At 70.9% G+C, this 17,041-nt stretch carries 14 protein-coding genes; 10 read left to right on the plus strand and 4 right to left on the minus strand.

Annotated features, from left to right (window positions below):
• Window positions 1-2: 2 nt before the first annotated feature.
• The 5 genes from AMK27_RS32825 (at window position 3) to AMK27_RS32845 (ending at window position 6,594) form a co-directional block, all read left to right on the plus strand.
• Entirely contained in the window at window positions 3-809 is an 807-nt protein-coding gene (locus tag AMK27_RS32825) for a PspA/IM30 family protein (RefSeq protein WP_073916660.1), read from the plus strand.
• Between the two features lie 86 nt (window positions 810-895).
• Complete coding sequence (gene pspAA / locus AMK27_RS32830; protein WP_073916661.1) at window positions 896-1,174, plus strand: PspA-associated protein PspAA; 279 nt, start codon at window positions 896-898, stop codon at window positions 1,172-1,174.
• A 158-nt stretch (window positions 1,175-1,332) separates the two neighbouring features.
• Window positions 1,333-2,574 carry a sensor histidine kinase gene (locus tag AMK27_RS32835; protein ID WP_073917341.1) on the plus strand — a complete coding sequence of 414 codons (1,242 nt, stop codon included), beginning with the start codon at window positions 1,333-1,335 and terminating at the stop codon, window positions 2,572-2,574.
• On the plus strand, window positions 2,571-3,260 hold the full coding sequence (locus tag AMK27_RS32840) for a response regulator (protein WP_073916662.1): 690 nt from the start codon (window positions 2,571-2,573) through the stop codon (window positions 3,258-3,260). Before AMK27_RS32835 ends, AMK27_RS32840 begins: the two co-directional genes overlap by 4 nt.
• A gap of 187 nt (window positions 3,261-3,447) precedes the next feature.
• Window positions 3,448-6,594, plus strand: a complete 3,147-nt coding sequence (locus AMK27_RS32845; protein WP_073916663.1) for an efflux RND transporter permease subunit — start codon at window positions 3,448-3,450, stop codon at window positions 6,592-6,594.
• A gap of 93 nt (window positions 6,595-6,687) precedes the next feature.
• Here AMK27_RS32845 and nadA read toward each other — a convergent pair whose 3' ends face one another.
• Window positions 6,688-7,884, minus strand: a complete 1,197-nt coding sequence (nadA, locus tag AMK27_RS32850) for a quinolinate synthase NadA (protein WP_073916665.1) — start codon at window positions 7,882-7,884, stop codon at window positions 6,688-6,690.
• A gap of 294 nt (window positions 7,885-8,178) precedes the next feature.
• Here nadA and AMK27_RS32855 point away from each other — a divergent pair, with 294 nt between their 5' ends.
• Window positions 8,179-8,535, plus strand: coding sequence for a HesB/IscA family protein (locus AMK27_RS32855; RefSeq protein WP_056645451.1), 357 nt, complete (start codon window positions 8,179-8,181; stop codon window positions 8,533-8,535).
• A gap of 83 nt (window positions 8,536-8,618) precedes the next feature.
• Here AMK27_RS32855 and AMK27_RS32860 read toward each other — a convergent pair whose 3' ends face one another.
• Both AMK27_RS32860 and AMK27_RS32865 read right to left on the minus strand, forming a co-directional pair.
• Window positions 8,619-10,139, minus strand: a complete 1,521-nt coding sequence (locus AMK27_RS32860) for a hypothetical protein (protein ID WP_073916667.1) — start codon at window positions 10,137-10,139, stop codon at window positions 8,619-8,621.
• Between the two features lie 67 nt (window positions 10,140-10,206).
• Window positions 10,207-10,413, minus strand: coding sequence for a hypothetical protein (locus AMK27_RS32865; RefSeq protein WP_073916668.1), 207 nt, complete (start codon window positions 10,411-10,413; stop codon window positions 10,207-10,209).
• Window positions 10,414-10,546: 133 nt separating this feature from the next.
• Here AMK27_RS32865 and AMK27_RS32870 point away from each other — a divergent pair, with 133 nt between their 5' ends.
• Complete coding sequence (locus tag AMK27_RS32870; protein WP_073917343.1) at window positions 10,547-11,521, plus strand: carbohydrate kinase family protein; 975 nt, start codon at window positions 10,547-10,549, stop codon at window positions 11,519-11,521.
• A 511-nt stretch (window positions 11,522-12,032) separates the two neighbouring features.
• Here AMK27_RS32870 and AMK27_RS32875 read toward each other — a convergent pair.
• Window positions 12,033-13,430: a cysteine desulfurase/sulfurtransferase TusA family protein gene (locus AMK27_RS32875; RefSeq protein ID WP_073916670.1), complete on the minus strand. Its 1,398-nt coding sequence runs from the start codon at window positions 13,428-13,430 to the stop codon at window positions 12,033-12,035.
• 481 nt (window positions 13,431-13,911) lie between these two features.
• Between AMK27_RS32875 and ctaC the strand changes: the two genes are divergently transcribed.
• Genes ctaC through AMK27_RS32890 form a run of 3 tightly spaced genes read left to right on the plus strand, consistent with a single transcriptional unit; the run spans window position 13,912 to window position 17,005 of the window.
• Entirely contained in the window at window positions 13,912-14,877 is a 966-nt protein-coding gene (gene ctaC / locus AMK27_RS32880) for an aa3-type cytochrome oxidase subunit II (protein WP_073916671.1), read from the plus strand.
• Window positions 14,874-16,610, plus strand: a complete 1,737-nt coding sequence (gene ctaD / locus AMK27_RS32885) for an aa3-type cytochrome oxidase subunit I (RefSeq protein WP_073916673.1) — start codon at window positions 14,874-14,876, stop codon at window positions 16,608-16,610. The genes ctaC and ctaD overlap by 4 nt, the downstream gene beginning before the upstream one ends.
• Window positions 16,607-17,005 carry a cytochrome c oxidase subunit 4 gene (locus tag AMK27_RS32890; RefSeq protein WP_017238857.1) on the plus strand — a complete coding sequence of 133 codons (399 nt, stop codon included), beginning with the start codon at window positions 16,607-16,609 and terminating at the stop codon, window positions 17,003-17,005. The genes ctaD and AMK27_RS32890 overlap by 4 nt, the downstream gene beginning before the upstream one ends.
• The last annotated feature ends 36 nt before the right edge of the window (window positions 17,006-17,041 follow it).

The raw sequence follows: 17,041 nt of genomic DNA on the forward strand, positions 1-17,041 counted from the left end.
CCATGAGCGGTGTCATGAAGCGTATGGGGATGATCTTCCGCGCGAAGGCGAACAAGGCCCTTGACCGGGCCGAGGATCCGCGCGAGACGCTCGACTACTCCTACCAGAAGCAGCTGGAGCTGCTGCAGAAGGTGCGACGGGGCGTCGCCGACGTCGCCACCTCCCGCAAGCGGCTCGAACTCCAGCTGAACCAGCTGCAGGGCCAGTCGGCCAAGCTGGAGGACCAGGGCCGCAAGGCGCTGGCACTCGGCCGCGAGGACCTGGCGCGCGAGGCGCTGTCCCGCCGCGCCGCGCTGCAGCAGCAGGTCAGCGACCTGGAGGTGCAGCACCAGACGCTGCAGGGCGAGGAGGAGAAGCTCACTCTCGCCGCCCAGCGTCTTCAGGCCAAGGTGGACGCCTTCCGCACCAAGAAGGAGACCATCAAGGCGACGTACACGGCGGCCCAGGCGCAGACCCGGATCGCCGAGTCCTTCTCCGGCATCTCGGAGGAGATGAGCGACGTCGGTCTCGCGATCCAGCGGGCCGAGGACAAGACCGCCCAGCTCCAGGCGCGCGCCGGCGCGATCGACGAGCTGCTCGCGTCGGGCGCCCTGGACGACCAGTCCGGGCTCGCGAAGGACGACATCCAGGCGGAGCTCGACCGGCTCTCGGGCGGTACGGACGTCGAGCTGGAGCTCCAGCGGATGAAGGCGGAGCTGGCCGGCGGCCCGTCCGCCCAGCAGCAGGCGATCGAGGGCGGTGGCGCGGCCGCGCCGCAGGACGCCGCCCCGCACCAGCAGCCGCAGTCCCACCCGCGCTTCGAGAAGTAGGCGGCGAAGGACGGCACGCGCCGCCGGCGCCATGCCGGCGGCGTCACGTCACGTAGGCGACAGCCCGCGCACAGACAGGACGCGTCATGATCGTACGGATCATGGGGGAGGGCCAGCTGACGCTGGCCGACAGCCACCTCGTCGAGCTGAACAGACTCGACGACGAGCTGCTCGTGGAGATGGAGTCGGGGGACCAGGACGGCTTCCGGCGCACGCTGAACGCCCTCCTGGACGAGGTCCGGCGGCTCGGCACACCTCTGCCGGACGACGCGCTCGAACCCTCGGAGCTGATCCTGCCCGCTCCGGACGCGGGCCTGGACGAGGTCAGGGAGATGCTCTCCGACGACGGCCTCATCCCCGGCTGACGGCTCGCGGCTGACGGCTGTCGACTGTCGGCCGCCGGCCGGCGACCCCGAGCGACGGTCCCGCCGACCCCTAGGGGTCGGCGGGACCGTGTGTTTCGCGCCGGGTGCGCGCCGGAGCGGGCACGGCCGCCCTGTTCCGCCCCGTACCGTTGTTGCCCGTGACCCCCACCGGACCCGCCACCGGCTCGCCCTTCGCCCGTCTCCGCGACGGGTTCCGCGCGCATCCGCTCGCCTTCGACGCGACGCTCGCGTTCGGCGTCCTCGTCTCGATGATCGCCGGGTCCTTCACCGCCCCGCACGGCAGCCCGGGCGGCCTGACCTTCGGCGACCGGGTGCCCAGCGCGGCGAACGTGCTGTTCATGGTGCTGGCCGCCGCCGCCCTGGTGCTGCGCCGCCGCTACCCCTTCCACGTGCTCTGCTTCACGGTGGCGGTCAGCCTCCTGGAGCTGGTCAACGACACCCGGCCCGCGACCATCGCCATGAGCGCCGTCATCGCGCTCTACACGGTCGCCTCCCGCACCGACCGGCCCACCACCTGGCGGGTCGGCCTCGTCACCATGGCGGCGCTGACGGCCGCGGCCATGGCCTTCGGCCCCACCCACTGGTACGCCCAGGAGAACGTCGGCCTCTTCGCCTGGACCGGCATGGCGGCGGCCGCGGGGGACGCCGTCCGCAGCCGCCGGGCGTTCGTCGACGCCATCAGGGAGCGGGCCGAGCGGGCCGAGCGCACCCGCGAGGAGGAGGCCGGCCGCCGGGTCGCGGAGGAGCGCCTGCGGATCGCCCGCGACCTCCACGACGTCGTCGCCCACCACATCGCCCTGGTGAACGTCCAGGCCGGCGTCGCGGCGCACGTCATGGACAAGCGCCCCGACCAGGCCAAGGAGGCCCTCGCGCATGTCAGGGACGCGAGCCGGTCCGCGCTCGACGAGCTGCGTGCCACCGTGGGGCTGCTGCGCCAGTCCGGCGACCCGGAGGCCCCCACCGAGCCGGCCCCGGGCCTCGCCGTCCTCGACGGGCTGCTCGACAGCTTCCGCAACGCCGGGCTCCCGGTCGCCCTGGCCCGCACCGACGGGGAGCGGCCGCTGCCCGCGACCGTCGACCTGGCCGCGTACCGGATCGTGCAGGAGGCGCTGACCAACGTGCGCAAGCACGCGGGTCCGGAGGCCGAGGCGGAGGTGAGCGTGGTCCGGGTGGGCCGCACCGTCGAGATCACCGTCCTCGACAACGGCACGTCCACGCCCGACCCCGACCCCGTGCCCAACGGCGGCCACGGCCTGCTCGGCATGCGCGAGCGGGTCGGCGCGCTCGGCGGCACCCTGACCGCGGCCCCCCGCTACGGCGGCGGGTTCCGCGTCCAGGCGATACTGCCGGTGACGTCCCGCACGGGGGAGGACACATGACGATCCGGGTACTGCTCGCCGACGACCAGGCCCTGCTCCGCAGCGCCTTCAAGGTCCTGGTGAACTCCGAACCGGACATGGAGGTCGTCGGCGAGGCCGCCGACGGCGCCCAGGCCGTGGCCCTGGCCCGCTCCGAGCGGGCCGACGTGGTCCTGATGGACATCCGGATGCCGGGCACCGACGGCCTCGCGGCCACCCGCATGATCACCGCGGATCCGGAGCTCTCCGCCGTACGGATCGTCATGCTGACCACCTTCGAGGTCGACGAGTACGTCGTGCAGTCGCTGCGCGCCGGGGCCTCCGGCTTCCTCGGCAAGGGCGCCGAACCCGAGGAGCTGCTCGGCGCGATCCGGATCGCCCACGCCGGCGAGGCGCTGCTCTCCCCGGCCGCCACCAAGGGCCTGATCGCCACGTTCCTGGCCCAGGGCCCCGGCGCGGACGTCGTGGGCGACGGCGGCCGGGGCCGCACCGAGCGGCTGGCCGCGCTCACCGCCCGGGAGCGCGAGGTCCTCGTCCTCGTCGCCGGCGGACTCTCCAACGACGAGATCGCCGAGCGGCTCGACGTCAGCCCGCTCACCGTGAAGACCCACGTCAACCGGGCCATGGCCAAGCTGGGCGCCCGCGACCGGGCCCAGCTGGTCGTCACCGCCTACGAATCGGGACTGGTACGTCCGAGGGTGGAGTGACCGGGGGCTCCGGCGTACTCCAGACGCGGTATGCGCGGGATAAGGATCTGGACCCGGGGGGCGAGGACTTCCGGCGCTCGATGGCAGATCGTATAGACGGGGGGCACCTCCGGCGGATCCCGCGGATCCGGGCCGGGGTCTTGGCTGCTCCCGCCTGTCGACGAGTACGCCACAGAAGAGAGACCCCATGTCCTGGCTGTCGAGATTCAGCCTCGCGCAAAGGGCCCTGATCGGGCTGATCTCCATCGTCGCCCTGGTGTTCGGGGCGATTGCGATACCGCAGCTGAAGCAGCAGCTGTTCCCTTCGATCGAGCTGCCCATGGTCTCGGTCCTCGCCCCCTACCAGGGTGCCTCTCCCGATGTGGTCGAGAAGCAGGTCGTCGAGCCCCTGGAGAACAACCTCAAGGCCGTCGACGGCCTGAAGTCGGTCACCTCCACGGCCTCCGAGGGCATGGCGCTCGTCATGGCCTCCTTCGACTACGGCGACGAGTCGACGAAGCAGCTCGTCGCCGACGTCCAGCAGGCCGTCAACCGGGCCCGCGCCGAACTGCCCGACACCGTCGACCCGCAGGTCGTGGCCGGCTCCACGGACGACATCCCGACCGTCGTCCTCGCCGCCGCCTCCGACCAGGACCCGCAGGCGCTCGCCGACCTGCTGGACCGCACCGTCGTGCCCGCCCTCGAGGACATCGACGGCGTCGGCCAGGTCTCCGTCACCGGCGTCCAGGACCTCCAGGTCTCCGTCACCCCGGACGACCGCAAGCTCGCCGCGGCCGGTCTCACCACCATGAAGCTCGGCGAGGCCCTCCGCTCCGGCGGCGGCACCCTCCCGGCCGGCTCCTTCTCCGAGACGGGCAAGAGCCGCACCATCCAGGTCGGCGGCGGCTTCACCTCGCTGCGGCAGATCGAGGACCTCCGCATCCCGGCGGCCACTCCCGGCAAGGGCAAGGCGGTCCGCCTCGGTGACGTGGCCACCGTCCGCCAGGAGGAGGCTCCGCGCGTCTCCCTGACCCGGACCAACGGCAAGCCCAGCCTCGCCGTCATGGCCACCATGGACAAGGACGGCAGCGCCGTCGCGATCTCCGACGCCGTCAAGGAGAAGCTGCCCGAGCTGCGCGCCGACCTCGGCGCGGGCGCCGAGCTGACCGTGGTCTCCGACCAGGGCCCGGCCGTCGCCAAGGCCGTCTCAGGACTGACCACCGAGGGCGCCCTCGGCCTCGTCATGGCCGTCCTGGTGATCCTGGTCTTCCTCGCGTCGATCCGCTCCACCCTGGTCACCGCGGTCTCCATCCCGCTCTCGGTCGTCCTCGCGCTCATCGTGCTGTGGACCCGCGACCTCTCGCTCAACATGCTGACGCTCGGCGCGCTCACCATCGCCATCGGCCGGGTCGTCGACGACTCGATCGTGGTCCTGGAGAACATCAAGCGGCACCTCGGCTACGGCGAGGAGCGGCAGTCCGCGATCCTCACCGCGGTCCGCGAGGTGGCGGGCGCCGTCACCTCCTCGACGCTCACGACCGTCGCCGTCTTCCTGCCGATCGGTCTGACCGGCGGCATGATCGGCGAGCTGTTCGGCTCGTTCTCGCTGACGGTCACGGCGGCCCTGCTGGCCTCGCTGCTCGTCTCCCTGACGGTCGTCCCGGTCCTCTCGTACTGGTTCCTGCGCGCCCCCAAGGGCACCCCGGAGGACCTGGCCGAGGCCCGCAGGCTGGCCGAGGAGAAGGAGGAGAAGAGCCGTCTCCAGCGTCTGTACGTGCCGGTCCTGAAGTTCGCGACCCGGCGCCGGCTGACCAGCCTCGCCATCGCGTTCGTCGTCCTGATCGTCACCTTCGGCATGGCCCCGCTCCTGAAGACGAACTTCTTCGACCAGGGCGAGCAGGAGGTGCTCAGCATCCAGCAGGAGCTGGCGCCCGGCACCGCCCTCGACGCCTCCGACGCGGCCGCGAAGAAGGTCGAGAAGCTCCTCGCGGACATCGACGGCGTCAAGGACTACCAGGTCAACGTCGGCTCGTCCGGCTTCATGGCGGCCTTCGGCGGCGGCACCGGCACCAACCAGGCCACCTACCAGGTCAGCCTCGAGGAGTCCGCCGACTTCGAGAAGACCCGCGACGCCATCGAGAAGGGCCTCGGCTCCCTCGACGGCATCGGCGACACCAAGCTCGCCGCCGGTGACGGCTTCGGCAGCCAGGACCTGAGCGTGGTCGTCAAGGCCGCCGACGCCGAGGTCCTCGAGAAGGCCTCCGAGCAGGTCCGGGCCGCGATCGCCGGCATCAAGGACGTCACCGACGTCCAGAGCGACCTCTCCCAGTCCGTCCCGCGCATCTCGGTCAAGGCGAAGCCCGCCGCGGCCGACGCCGGGTTCGACTCCGCCTCGCTCGGCATGATCGTCGGCCAGGCCGTCCGGGGCACCCCGACCGCCAAGGCCATCCTCGACGACAGCGAGCGGGACGTCCTCATCACCTCGGCGAAGCCGGTCACCACCCTGGCCGGCCTCAAGGCGCTGCCCCTCGGCCCGGTGAAGCTGGGCGACATCGCCACCGTCGAGCTCGTCCCCGGCCCGGTCTCCATGACCCGGATCGACGGCGCCCGCGCGGCGACGATCACGGCCAAGCCGGTCGGCGACAACACCGGCGCCGTGAGCGCCACCCTGCAGCAGAAGATCGACGCGCTCGACCTGCCCGAGGGCGCCACCGCCAGCATCGGCGGTGTCTCCGAGGACCAGTCCGAGGCCTTCCTGAACCTGTTCCTGGCGATGCTCGCGGCCGTCGCGATCGTCTTCATGCTGCTCGTCGCGACCTTCCGGTCGCTGATCCAGCCGCTGATCCTGCTGGTCTCGATCCCGTTCGCGGCGACCGGTGCGATCGGTCTCCTCGTGGTCACCGACACCGCGATGGGAGTCCCGGCGATGATCGGCATGCTGATGCTCATCGGCATCGTCGTCACCAACGCGATCGTGCTGATCGACCTGATCAACCAGTACCGGGCGCAGGGCCTGGGCGTCGTCGAAGCGGTGATCGAGGGTGGCCGGCACCGGCTCCGCCCGATCCTGATGACCGCCCTGGCGACGATCTTCGCCCTGCTGCCGATGGCGCTCGGCATCACCGGCGAGGGCGGTTTCATCGCCCAGCCGCTGGCCGTGGTGGTGATCGGCGGTCTGATCACGTCGACGCTGCTGACGCTGCTCCTCGTCCCCACGCTCTACGCGATGGTGGAGCTCCGCAAGGAGCGCCGTGCGAAGAAGAAGGCGGCGAAGAAGGGCAAGGACATCCCGGAGCAGCCGACGGAGGCGAACACCGACACGGACACGGCTCTGCTGGACGCGCTGGACATCTAGGCGGCGCGTCCACGCGGCGGGCATGCCGCGCGTACGCCGAAGGGCGCCCCGCACACTGCGGGGCGCCCTTCGGGCCTGTCCGGGGGAGAACCGTTACGGCAGAGCGAGCATCCGCTCCAGCGCGAGCTTCGCGAAGCTCTCCGTCTCCTTGTCGACCTGGATCTGGTTGATGAGGTTGCCCTCGGCCAGCGACTCCAGGGTCCACACCAGGTGCGGGAGGTCGATGCGGTTCATCGTCGAGCAGAAGCAGACCGTCTTGTCGAGGAAGACGATCTCCTTGTCCTGGTCGGCGAACCGGTTCGCCAGGCGGCGGACCAGGTTCAGCTCCGTGCCGATCGCCCACTTGGAACCGGCCGGGGCCGCCTCCAGGGTGTTGATGATGTACTCGGTCGAGCCCACGTAGTCCGCGGCGGCGACGACCTCGTGCCGGCACTCGGGGTGGACCAGCACGTTCACGCCCGGGATGCGCTCGCGGACGTCGTTCACCGAGTCCAGCGAGAAGCGGCCGTGCACCGAGCAGTGGCCCCGCCACAGGATCATCTTGGCGGCGCGCAGCTCCTCGACGGTCAGCCCGCCGTTCGGCTTGTGCGGGTTGTACAGGACGCAGTCGTCGAGCGACATGCCCATGTCGCGGACGGCCGTGTTGCGGCCCAGGTGCTGGTCCGGCAGGAACAGCACCTTCTCTCCCTGCTCGAACGCCCAGTCCAGGGCGCGCTCGGCGTTGGACGAGGTGCAGATCGTGCCCCCGTGCTTGCCGGTGAAGGCCTTGATGTCGGCCGAGGAGTTCATGTACGAGACGGGCACGACCTGCTCGGCGATGCCGGCCTCGGTCAGTACGTCCCAGCACTCGGCGACCTGCTCGGCGGTGGCCATGTCGGCCATCGAGCAGCCGGCCGCGAGGTCGGGCAGGACGACCTTCTGCTCGTCGCCGGTCAGGATGTCGGCCGACTCCGCCATGAAGTGCACACCGCAGAAGACGATGTACTCGGCCTCGGGCTTGGCCGCCGCGTCCCGCGCGAGCTTGAAGGAGTCGCCGGTGACGTCGGCGAACTGGATGACCTCGTCGCGCTGGTAGTGGTGGCCGAGCACGAAGACCTTGTCCCCGAGCTTCTCCTTGGCCGCGCGGGCGCGCTCCACCAGGTCAGGGTCGGAGGGCGACGGCAGATCGCCGGGACACTCCACGCCGCGCTCGCTCTTCGGGTCGGCCTCGCGACCGAGCAGAAGCAGGGCGAGCGGCGACGGCTGGACGTCGAGATCATGACGGGCTTGGGCCGTGGTCACGTCACGCACCCTTTCTTCGGGGAACCTTTTCGTCGAAATGACGCTATCTATCATAACCGCTTCACGTCACGTTGACGATGTCCATAGTGTCCATGTGACGAATTCGCCGCCGCCGTCGCCGGACTCCACCCCGGGCCCCGCCGGACTCCACCCCGGGCCCCCGCCGCACTTCGTCGTCCCCGTCGCTGGACAGGGTGTGCGAGCATGAAGAGAGAAAGACCCCACACGGCCCGGAATGAATCCGGGGCACCGTCGGTTGCAACCGTCGGCAAGCAGTCTCCGTACACACCGGGAGAGAAGCAGATGTCCGTATCGGACGAGAAGACCACTGTCAGCGACGGCATCCTCCTGTCCGACGCCGCCGCGGCCAAGGTCAAGGGCCTCCTCGAGCAGGAAGGCCGCGAGGACCTGGCCCTGCGCGTCGCCGTTCAGCCCGGCGGCTGCTCCGGCCTGCGTTACCAGCTGTTCTTCGACGAGCGTTCGCTCGACGGCGATGTCGTGAAGGACTTCGACGGCGTCAAGGTCGTCACCGACCGCATGAGCGCCCCGTACCTGGGCGGCGCCTCGATCGACTTCGTCGACACCATCGAGAAGCAGGGCTTCACCATCGACAACCCGAACGCCACGGGTTCCTGCGCCTGCGGCGACTCGTTCAGCTAAGCCGCATCGGCTGTACGCACCTGAGGGCGGCGGCCCGGGAGTGATCCCGGGCCGCCGCCCTCGGTCGTGCCCGCCCACCGCACTCAGCGGCGCGGCACCGCCTCCCCGCTCGCCGCGTCGACCACCGGCCGGTCGCCCAGCGGACTCTTCAGCGTCACCGTCTTCGTGAAGTCCTTGGCGATCATGATGCAGACGCGGTCGGGATCGGTCTTCTCGACGATCCGCACCGTCACGCGGTCCGGCTGCTCGTCCGCCTTCACGGTGTACGTGCTGCACACGCCGCCCCAGAAGGTGACGGCCAGCTCCCTGCCGTCCCCCTGGACCCGGACGGACTCGACGACCCGCGCGGTCTGCGTACCGTCCCCGGGCGGGGGCGTCGGCTCCGGCGAGGGCTTCGACGGCGGCACCAGGTACTCCGGGGCCACCGCCGTCCGCACCACGGTGTACGGCGCGCCGTCCGCCGGGTCCGCGGTGAACAGCCACGACGGTACGAGCAGCCGCTCACCGTCCACGTCCCGCGCGGCCAGACCGAACACCGCGGCGGTCACCGGCACCTGGTCGGGAGCGGCCCGGTCCACGATCGTCTGGCAGGGCGGAGTGGGCTCGACGTGCCCCGGCGCCGGCGTTCCGCCGGTCCGGGCGTCCTCGGGCCTCCCGTTCCCGTCCACGGCGGGCGGGGCGGTGGGGCAGTGCCCCACCCCGATCGGGCCGGTGCCCTTCGCGTCCTCGTTCAGCGCGGCGAGCGCCTTCGACGCCCCGATCACCGGGTACACGGCACCCTCGGCCGGTTCCTTCAGCGTCCCGCTCCCGGCGACCGCCCGGCCGTCCCGCGCGATGTGCAGCCCCGTCGACCAGCCGTACGTCGGCAGCCCGCCCACCACCGGATCGGCGTTGACCACCCGTACCGAACCGTTCACCACACCGGTCGCGGTGACCTTGGCGTCGTCCTGGCCGAGCGCCTTCAGGACCGGCGCGGCCGCCGCCTTCGCCGCCGCCTCGCTCAGCGGCGTACCGCCCGGCGCGGGCTTCGACTCGCCCGGCGGCGGACAGGCCCTGCCCTTGAGGCAGGCGTCGCCGGCCGGACCTCCGTCGTACCAGGAGTACGTCCAGTTCCCCGGCGCCTTCCGCGCCACGTCGAGACGGGCTCCCGAACCGTCCTTCTCGGGCCGGATCGTCCAGACCTCGCCCACCAGCGAGGGACTCCCGGAGATGCCCAGCGCTTCGGCCAGCCTGGTCACCTCCGCCGAGGTGACCAGGCCCTCGGGCCGGTGGACCGCGGCCGAGGAGGGCCCTTGGGGGAGTGGGCCCTTGGCTGTGTAGACGGTCCCGTTCGGACCGCCCCCGGGGTCCGGCTCGCCGGGCGCGATGCCCGGGCCGCCCCGTGTGTCGCCACCGCCGGTGGCGTCGCCGCTGCCGCCCTCCAGGCGCAGCGGGGTCGGCGGGCCGGCCGCGTCGGCGGCCTTGGCGGCCGCGCCCGCGCCGGTGCCGTCACCGGACGCCGTGGTGGCGAGATAGACGCCACCGCCCCCGGCGAGCAGCACACCCGCCGCCACCGAGGCGGCGATGACGCTCCGCCGCCTCCGTACGTTCTCCGTACCGCTCACCGCAACGCTCCCATCGTCTCGACCGGACGCCGATGGGACGGAGCGGGTGCGCGGACGGTTCCGTCCGTCAGCCGCCGTACTCGGCGGTCGCCTCGATGAGCCGGGCCGAGGCCGCCGGGACGACGACCCCGTGGATCAGCGCGGGGGAGACCGGAGCGGGTGCCGGGGCGGCCGGAGTCACCCAGTGCGGAGCCATCCGCGCGCCGTCGCCCCGCAGGTCGGCGAGGCTCGGCTCGGACTCGTGTCGCTCACGTGAAGCGGGGTAGATGGTCATGGGCGCACCGTATGCACCGCACGCCCCCAGGGAAAAGACCTACTCTGGGGTAGTTTCCACTGTTCGGCAGTGAGGCCCCCAGCCGGTAGCGTGAATGTCCGTCATTGCCGCCTTCCCGCAGGAGCACCCCGCCGTGCGTATCGCAGTCACCGGCTCCATCGCCACCGACCACCTCATGACCTTCCCCGGCCGGTTCGCCGACCAGCTGGTGGCCGACCAGCTGCACACGGTGTCCCTCTCCTTCCTCGTCGACAACCTCGACGTCCGGCGCGGCGGCGTCGGCCCCAACATCTGCTTCGGCATGGGCCAGCTCGGCGGCACCCCGATCCTGGTGGGCGCGGCCGGCTACGACTTCGACGAGTACCGCGGCTGGCTCGACCGCCACGGCGTCGACACCGGCTCGGTCCGCATCTCCGAGGTCCTGCACACGGCCCGCTTCGTCTGCACCACCGACAAGGACCACAACCAGATCGGCTCCTTCTACACGGGCGCGATGAGCGAGGCCCGGCTGATCGAGCTCAAGGCCGTCGCCGACCGGGTGGGCGGCCTCGACCTCGTCCTCATCGGCGCCGACGACCCCGAGGCGATGCTCCGCCACACGGAGGAGTGCAAGACGCGGGGCATCCCCTTCGCCGCGGACTTCTCGCAGCAGATCGCGCGGATGGACGGCGACGAGATCCGCACGCTCCTGGACGGCGCGACGTACCTCTTCTCCAACGAGTACGAGAAGGGCCTCATCGAGTCCAAGACGGGCTGGACCGACGCCGAGATCCTCTCCCGCGTCGGCCACCGCGTCACCACGCTCGGCTCGCGCGGCGTACGGATCGAGCGCGTCGGCGACACGCCGATCGAGGTCGCCTGCGCGGAGGAGACGGCCAAGGTCGACCCGACGGGCGTCGGCGACGCGTTCCGCGCGGGCTTCCTCACGGGCCTGTCGTGGGGCGTGGGGCACGAGCGCGCGGCGCAGGTGGGCTGCATGCTGGCGACGCTGGTCATCGAGACGCTGGGCACGCAGGAGTACACGCTGCGGCGCGCGAACTTCATGGACCGCTTCCAGAAGGCATACGGCGAAGAAGCAGCCACGGAAGTCCACTCCCACCTCACCTGACCCCCACGTGCCCCTGCGGGAGCGACCCGCCCTCGGTGCCCGCTCCGCTGTTGCGGTGCCCGCCACCCCCACCACCCCCACCTCGTTGTGGGCATCTGTTCCGCTGGGGCGGAACGGGTGGGCACAACGGAACGGTGCCCGTTGCCGGGCCTAGGCTTCCGTGCCTGAACCCGCACCCCAGGTGCGGCGCTGTGGGGGTGCGGGCCAGGGCACAAGGGGCGGAGGCGCCGCCGAGGGCGCCGTCCCGTGTGCCCACCCGTCCCGCCCTGCGGGACGATTGCCCACACGGGGGTGGGTGACGGGCGCGGGCGCGGCCCACACGGCAGCGGGCGTAGCCCGCACGCGCAGGGGCGGCGGGCGCGGCCCACGCGCCGGGGCGCGGGCGTGGCCCGCATGGTGCGGGCTGCGGGGGGTCCGGCCCCACGGCTGGGCCCGGTCCGTGCGGGCGCCGGCCGTGGGCACGGCCCGCGTGGGTGACCGACCAGGCGGGCCCGCCACCCGCCCCCGAGCGTCAGCTCACGCGACGCACCACGTACGCCACCCCACCCCCCACCGCAGGCGACTCCCCCACATACTCCTGCCCCCGCATCTCGCACCACGCCGGAATGTCCAACCGCGCCGCCGCATCGTCCGCCAGGACCGTCACCGTCCCGCCCACCGGCACGTCCCCGATGACCTTCGCCAGTTCGATGACCGGGATCGGGCAGCGCCGGCCGAGCGCGTCGACCACCAGAGCGTCCGGTCCCTGCGCGGCCGCCGGCGCGCTCGTCGGCGCGCCCAGCCGCTCCCTCACCCCCGCCACCACCGCCGGCAGCACCTCCAGAAAGCGGTCCACGTCCTCGGCCGCCGTGCCGGTCGGCAGGGACACCCGGACGTTCCCCTCGCTCAGCACCCCCATCGCACGCAGCACATGGCTGGGCGTCAGCGTCGAACTCGTGCACGACGAACCGGACGAAACGGAGAATCCCTCCCGGTCCAGCTCGTGCAGCAGCGTCTCCCCGTCCACGTACAGACAGGAGAACGTCACCAGATGCGGCAGCCGCCGCACCGGGTCGCCCACCACCTCCACGTCCGGGACGAGCTCCGGCACCCGCGCCCGGATCCTGTCCACCAGGGCCCGCAGCCGCGCCTCCTCGGCCGCCGCCTCCGCCCGTACCGCCCGCAGCGAGGCCGCCGCCGCCACGATCCCCGGCAGGTTCTCGAAGCCGGGCGCCCGGCCCGACTCCCGCTCGTCCGAAGGGCCTTGAGGCGCGAACCGCACTCCCTTCCGTACGGCGAGCAGCCCCACCCCCGCCGGCCCGCCCCACTTGTGCGCGCTCGCCGCGAGCAGCGACCAGCCGCCCTCCACCGCTCCCCAGCCCAGTGACTGGGCCGCGTCCACCAGCAGCGGTACGCCCGCAGCCCGGCAGGCCTCGGCCACCTCTGCCACCGGCTGCTCGGTCCCCACCTCGTGGTTGGCCGACTGGAGGCACGCCAGGGCGACCGCGCCCGCGTCCCCGGCGTCGAGCGCCGCCGCGAAGACGTCCGCGTCCACCGCCCCGGTCCGCCCGACCGGAACCTCCGTCACCGTTCCGCCCGTCGCCGCATGACTCTCGGCCGCGTGCAGTACGGAGGAGTGTTCGACCGCGGAGACGACGATCCGGTTTCCGACACGCCGACGCCCCGCGAGAGCTCCCGAGATTCCCGCGTGAACCGCGCGCGTCCCCGAAGGAGTGAATACGAGCTCGTCCGCGCGGCAGCCCACGGCCTCCGCCGCGGCCTCCCGCGCGGCGTCGAGCAGCAGCCTCGCGCGCCGCCCCTCCCGGTACAGCCTGGCCGGATCGGCCCAGCCCTCGTCGAGGGAGGCGAGCAGCGCCTGGCGGGCGACGGGGTGCAACGGGGCGGCGGACGCGGCGTCGAAGTACGGCATCCGCCCACGGTAGGGCCTGGGCGAATGCCCTCCTCCGAGACCCTGCTCCGACACCCCCCCGCGAGACCCTCCGGCCATCCGTGGGAGCCCAGGGAAGCCCCGGGAAGCCCGGGGGAGTCCGGGTGAGTCCGCGACGGATCGCCGACGAGGCCGTCAGCCCCGCCCCGCCCCACCCCGCCTGCTCCGCCCACCGCCGCCCCGGCCCCACCCCCCCCGTGAGCCCCCGTCAGAACCGCCTCCCCCCGCACCGGCAGACCGCCGAACGGACGCGTCCGACCCCCCTGCGGAACGTCGGAGTCCACCCCTTCGGGGACTCGGACGGCGCGTTGGGCACCCTCCCCGCGCGACCCCAAATAGCGTCCAGTAGGGTTTGGTCCGCATAAACATCCAAACCCCTGCCCGCGGCCGGGGCGGCGACCGACCAGCGAGACGGACGGCCGTGGCCGACCACTGCGGGCCGAGACTCTCGGGAAGGCGCTACGTGAGTCCCAACGGCTCCGACCGCTCGTCGCGGCGCCCGATGCGGCGGAAGCTGCCGCAGGTGCTGACTGCGGGCCTGATCCTGGCGACAGCCACGGGCTGCTCGTACAACTGGGAAGACTTCCCCCGCCTTGGTATGCCCACCCCTGTCACGGAAGAGGCGCCTCGGATCCTCTCCCTGTGGCAGGGCTCCTGGGCGGCCGCGCTCATCACCGGCATCCTGGTGTGGGGCCTGATCATCTGGTCCGTCATCTTCCACCGGCGGAGCAGGACCAAGATCGAGGTACCTCCGCAGACCCGTTACAACATGCCCATCGAGGCGCTGTACACGGTCACCCCCCTCATCATCGTCTCGGTGCTCTTCTACTTCACCGCGCGCGACGAGTCGAAGCTCCTCGAGCTCACCCCGAAGCCGGCCCACACGGTCAACGTGGTCGGCTATCAGTGGAGCTGGGGCTTCAACTACATCGAGAGCGTGCCCGGTGTGGAGGGCGACGCCAAGACGGACAAGAACCTCGCGGCCATTCCGGACAAGTTCCAGGACCAGTTCCCGGACAACGCCGGCGGCGTCTACGACGCCGGTATCCCCGGTGACCGCAACCCGCAGACCGGCAACCCGGGCCCGACCCTGTGGCTGCCGAAGGGCGAGAAGGTCCGGTTCGTCCTGACCTCCCGTGACGTCATCCACTCGTTCTGGGTGGTCCCCTTCCTCATGAAGCAGGACGTCATCCCGGGTCACACGAACTCCTTCGAGGTCACCCCGACGCAGGAAGGCACCTTCCTCGGGAAGTGCGCCGAGCTGTGCGGTGTCGACCACTCCCGGATGCTCTTCAACGTCAAGGTGGTCTCTCCGGAGCGCTACCAGCAGCACCTGAAGGAGCTGGCCGAGAAGGGGCAGACCGGCTACATCCCGTCTGGCATCGAGCAGACGGACCCGGCCAGGAATGCGGAGAAGAACCAACTGTGAGCATCCACAACGAAACCCAGGGTGCCGCCGCAGCTGAGGACTCGTACGAGAACGAGCTGCCCGTACGGCGCAAGCAGCCCGGCAATGTCGTGATCAAGTGGCTGACCACCACCGACCACAAGACGATCGGCACGCTCTACCTGGTCACGTCGTTCGTCTTCTTCTGCATCGGCGGACTCATGGCGCTCTTCATGCGCGCCGAGCTGGCCCGTCCGGGTACGCAGATCATGTCGAACGAGCAGTTCAACCAGGCGTTCACGATGCACGGCACGATCATGCTGCTGATGTTCGCGACGCCGCTGTTCGCCGGATTCGCGAACTGGATCATGCCGCTGCAGATCGGCGCGCCCGACGTGGCGTTCCCGCGGCTGAACATGTTCGCGTACTGGCTGTACCTCTTCGGCTCGATCATCGCGGTGGCCGGCTTCCTCACCCCGCAGGGTGCGGCCGACTTCGGCTGGTTCGCCTACTCCCCGCTGTCGGACGCCGTCCGCTCGCCGGGTGTCGGCGCCGACATGTGGATCATGGGTCTGGCCTTCTCCGGCTTCGGCACGATCCTCGGTTCGGTCAACTTCATCACCACGATCATCTGCATGCGCGCTCCGGGCATGACGATGTTCCGCATGCCGATCTTCACCTGGAACGTGCTGCTGACCGGTGTCCTGGTCCTGCTCGCCTTCCCGGTCCTCGCGGCCGCGCTGTTCGCCCTGGAGGCGGACCGCAAGTTCGGTGCGCACGTCTTCGACGCGGCCAACGGCGGAGCGTTGCTCTGGCAACACCTCTTCTGGTTCTTCGGACACCCAGAGGTGTACATCATCGCCTTGCCCTTCTTCGGCATCATCTCCGAGGTCATCCCGGTCTTCAGCCGCAAGCCGATGTTCGGCTACATCGGCCTGGTGGCCGCGACCATCGCGATCGCCGGCCTCTCCGTGACCGTGTGGGCGCACCACATGTACGTCACCGGTGGCGTGCTCCTCCCGTTCTTCTCCTTCATGACGTTCCTCATCGCCGTACCAACCGGTGTGAAGTTCTTCAACTGGATCGGAACGATGTGGAAGGGCTCACTGTCCTTCGAGACACCGATGCTGTGGACGATCGGCTTCCTGATCACCTTCACCTTCGGTGGTCTGACCGGTGTCATCCTGGCCTCGCCGCCGATGGACTTCCACGTCTCCGACTCGTACTTCGTCGTCGCGCACTTCCACTACGTCGTCTTCGGCACCGTGGTCTTCGCGATGTTCGCCGGCTTCCACTTCTGGTGGCCGAAGTTCACGGGCAAGATGCTGGACGAGCGGCTCGGCAAGATGACGTTCTGGACGCTGTTCATCGGCTTCCACGGCACGTTCCTGGTGCAGCACTGGCTCGGTGCCGAGGGCATGCCGCGTCGTTACGCGGACTACCTCGACGCCGACGGCTTCACCGCGCTGAACACGATCTCGACGATCTCCTCCTTCCTGCTCGGTCTGTCGATCCTGCCGTTCTTCTACAACGTCTGGAAGACCGCCAAGTACGGCAAGAAGATCGAGGTCGACGACCCGTGGGGCTACGGCCGTTCGCTCGAATGGGCGACGTCCTGCCCGCCGCCGCGGCACAACTTCCTCACCCTGCCGCGGATCCGCTCGGAATCCCCGGCGTTCGATCTGCACCACCCTGAGATCGCGGCTCTCGACCAGCTCGAGAACAAGGGTCACGTGGCCGAGGCGCTCACGGGCGGCAAGGAGGCCGGCAAGTGAAGATCCAGGGCAAGATGTTCATCTGGCTGAGCGTCTTCATCCTTGCCATGGCCGTCCTGTACGGCGTGTGGTCGAAGGAGCCGGTCGGTACGACGGCGCTGTTCCTGGCGTTCGGCCTGTCCATCATGATCGGCTACTACCTGGCCTTCACGGCCAAGCGTGTCGACGCGATGGCGCAGGACGACAAGGAGGCCGACGTCGCGGACGAGGCCGGTGAAGTGGGCTTCTTCGCCCCGCACAGCTGGCAGCCGCTGTCGCTGGCCGTGGGCGGCGCGCTCGCCTTCCTCGCCATCGCGATGGGCTGGTGGATCCTGTACTTCTCCGCCCCGCTGATCCTCGTCGGCCTGTTCGGCTGGGTCTTCGAGTTCTACCGCGGCGAGAACCAGAACCAGTAGCGGTACCCCGCTCCGCACCGGAGCACCCGAGGGGCC

Source organism: Streptomyces sp. CB02009, from assembly GCF_001905825.1.
GTDB lineage: Bacteria > Actinomycetota > Actinomycetes > Streptomycetales > Streptomycetaceae > Streptomyces.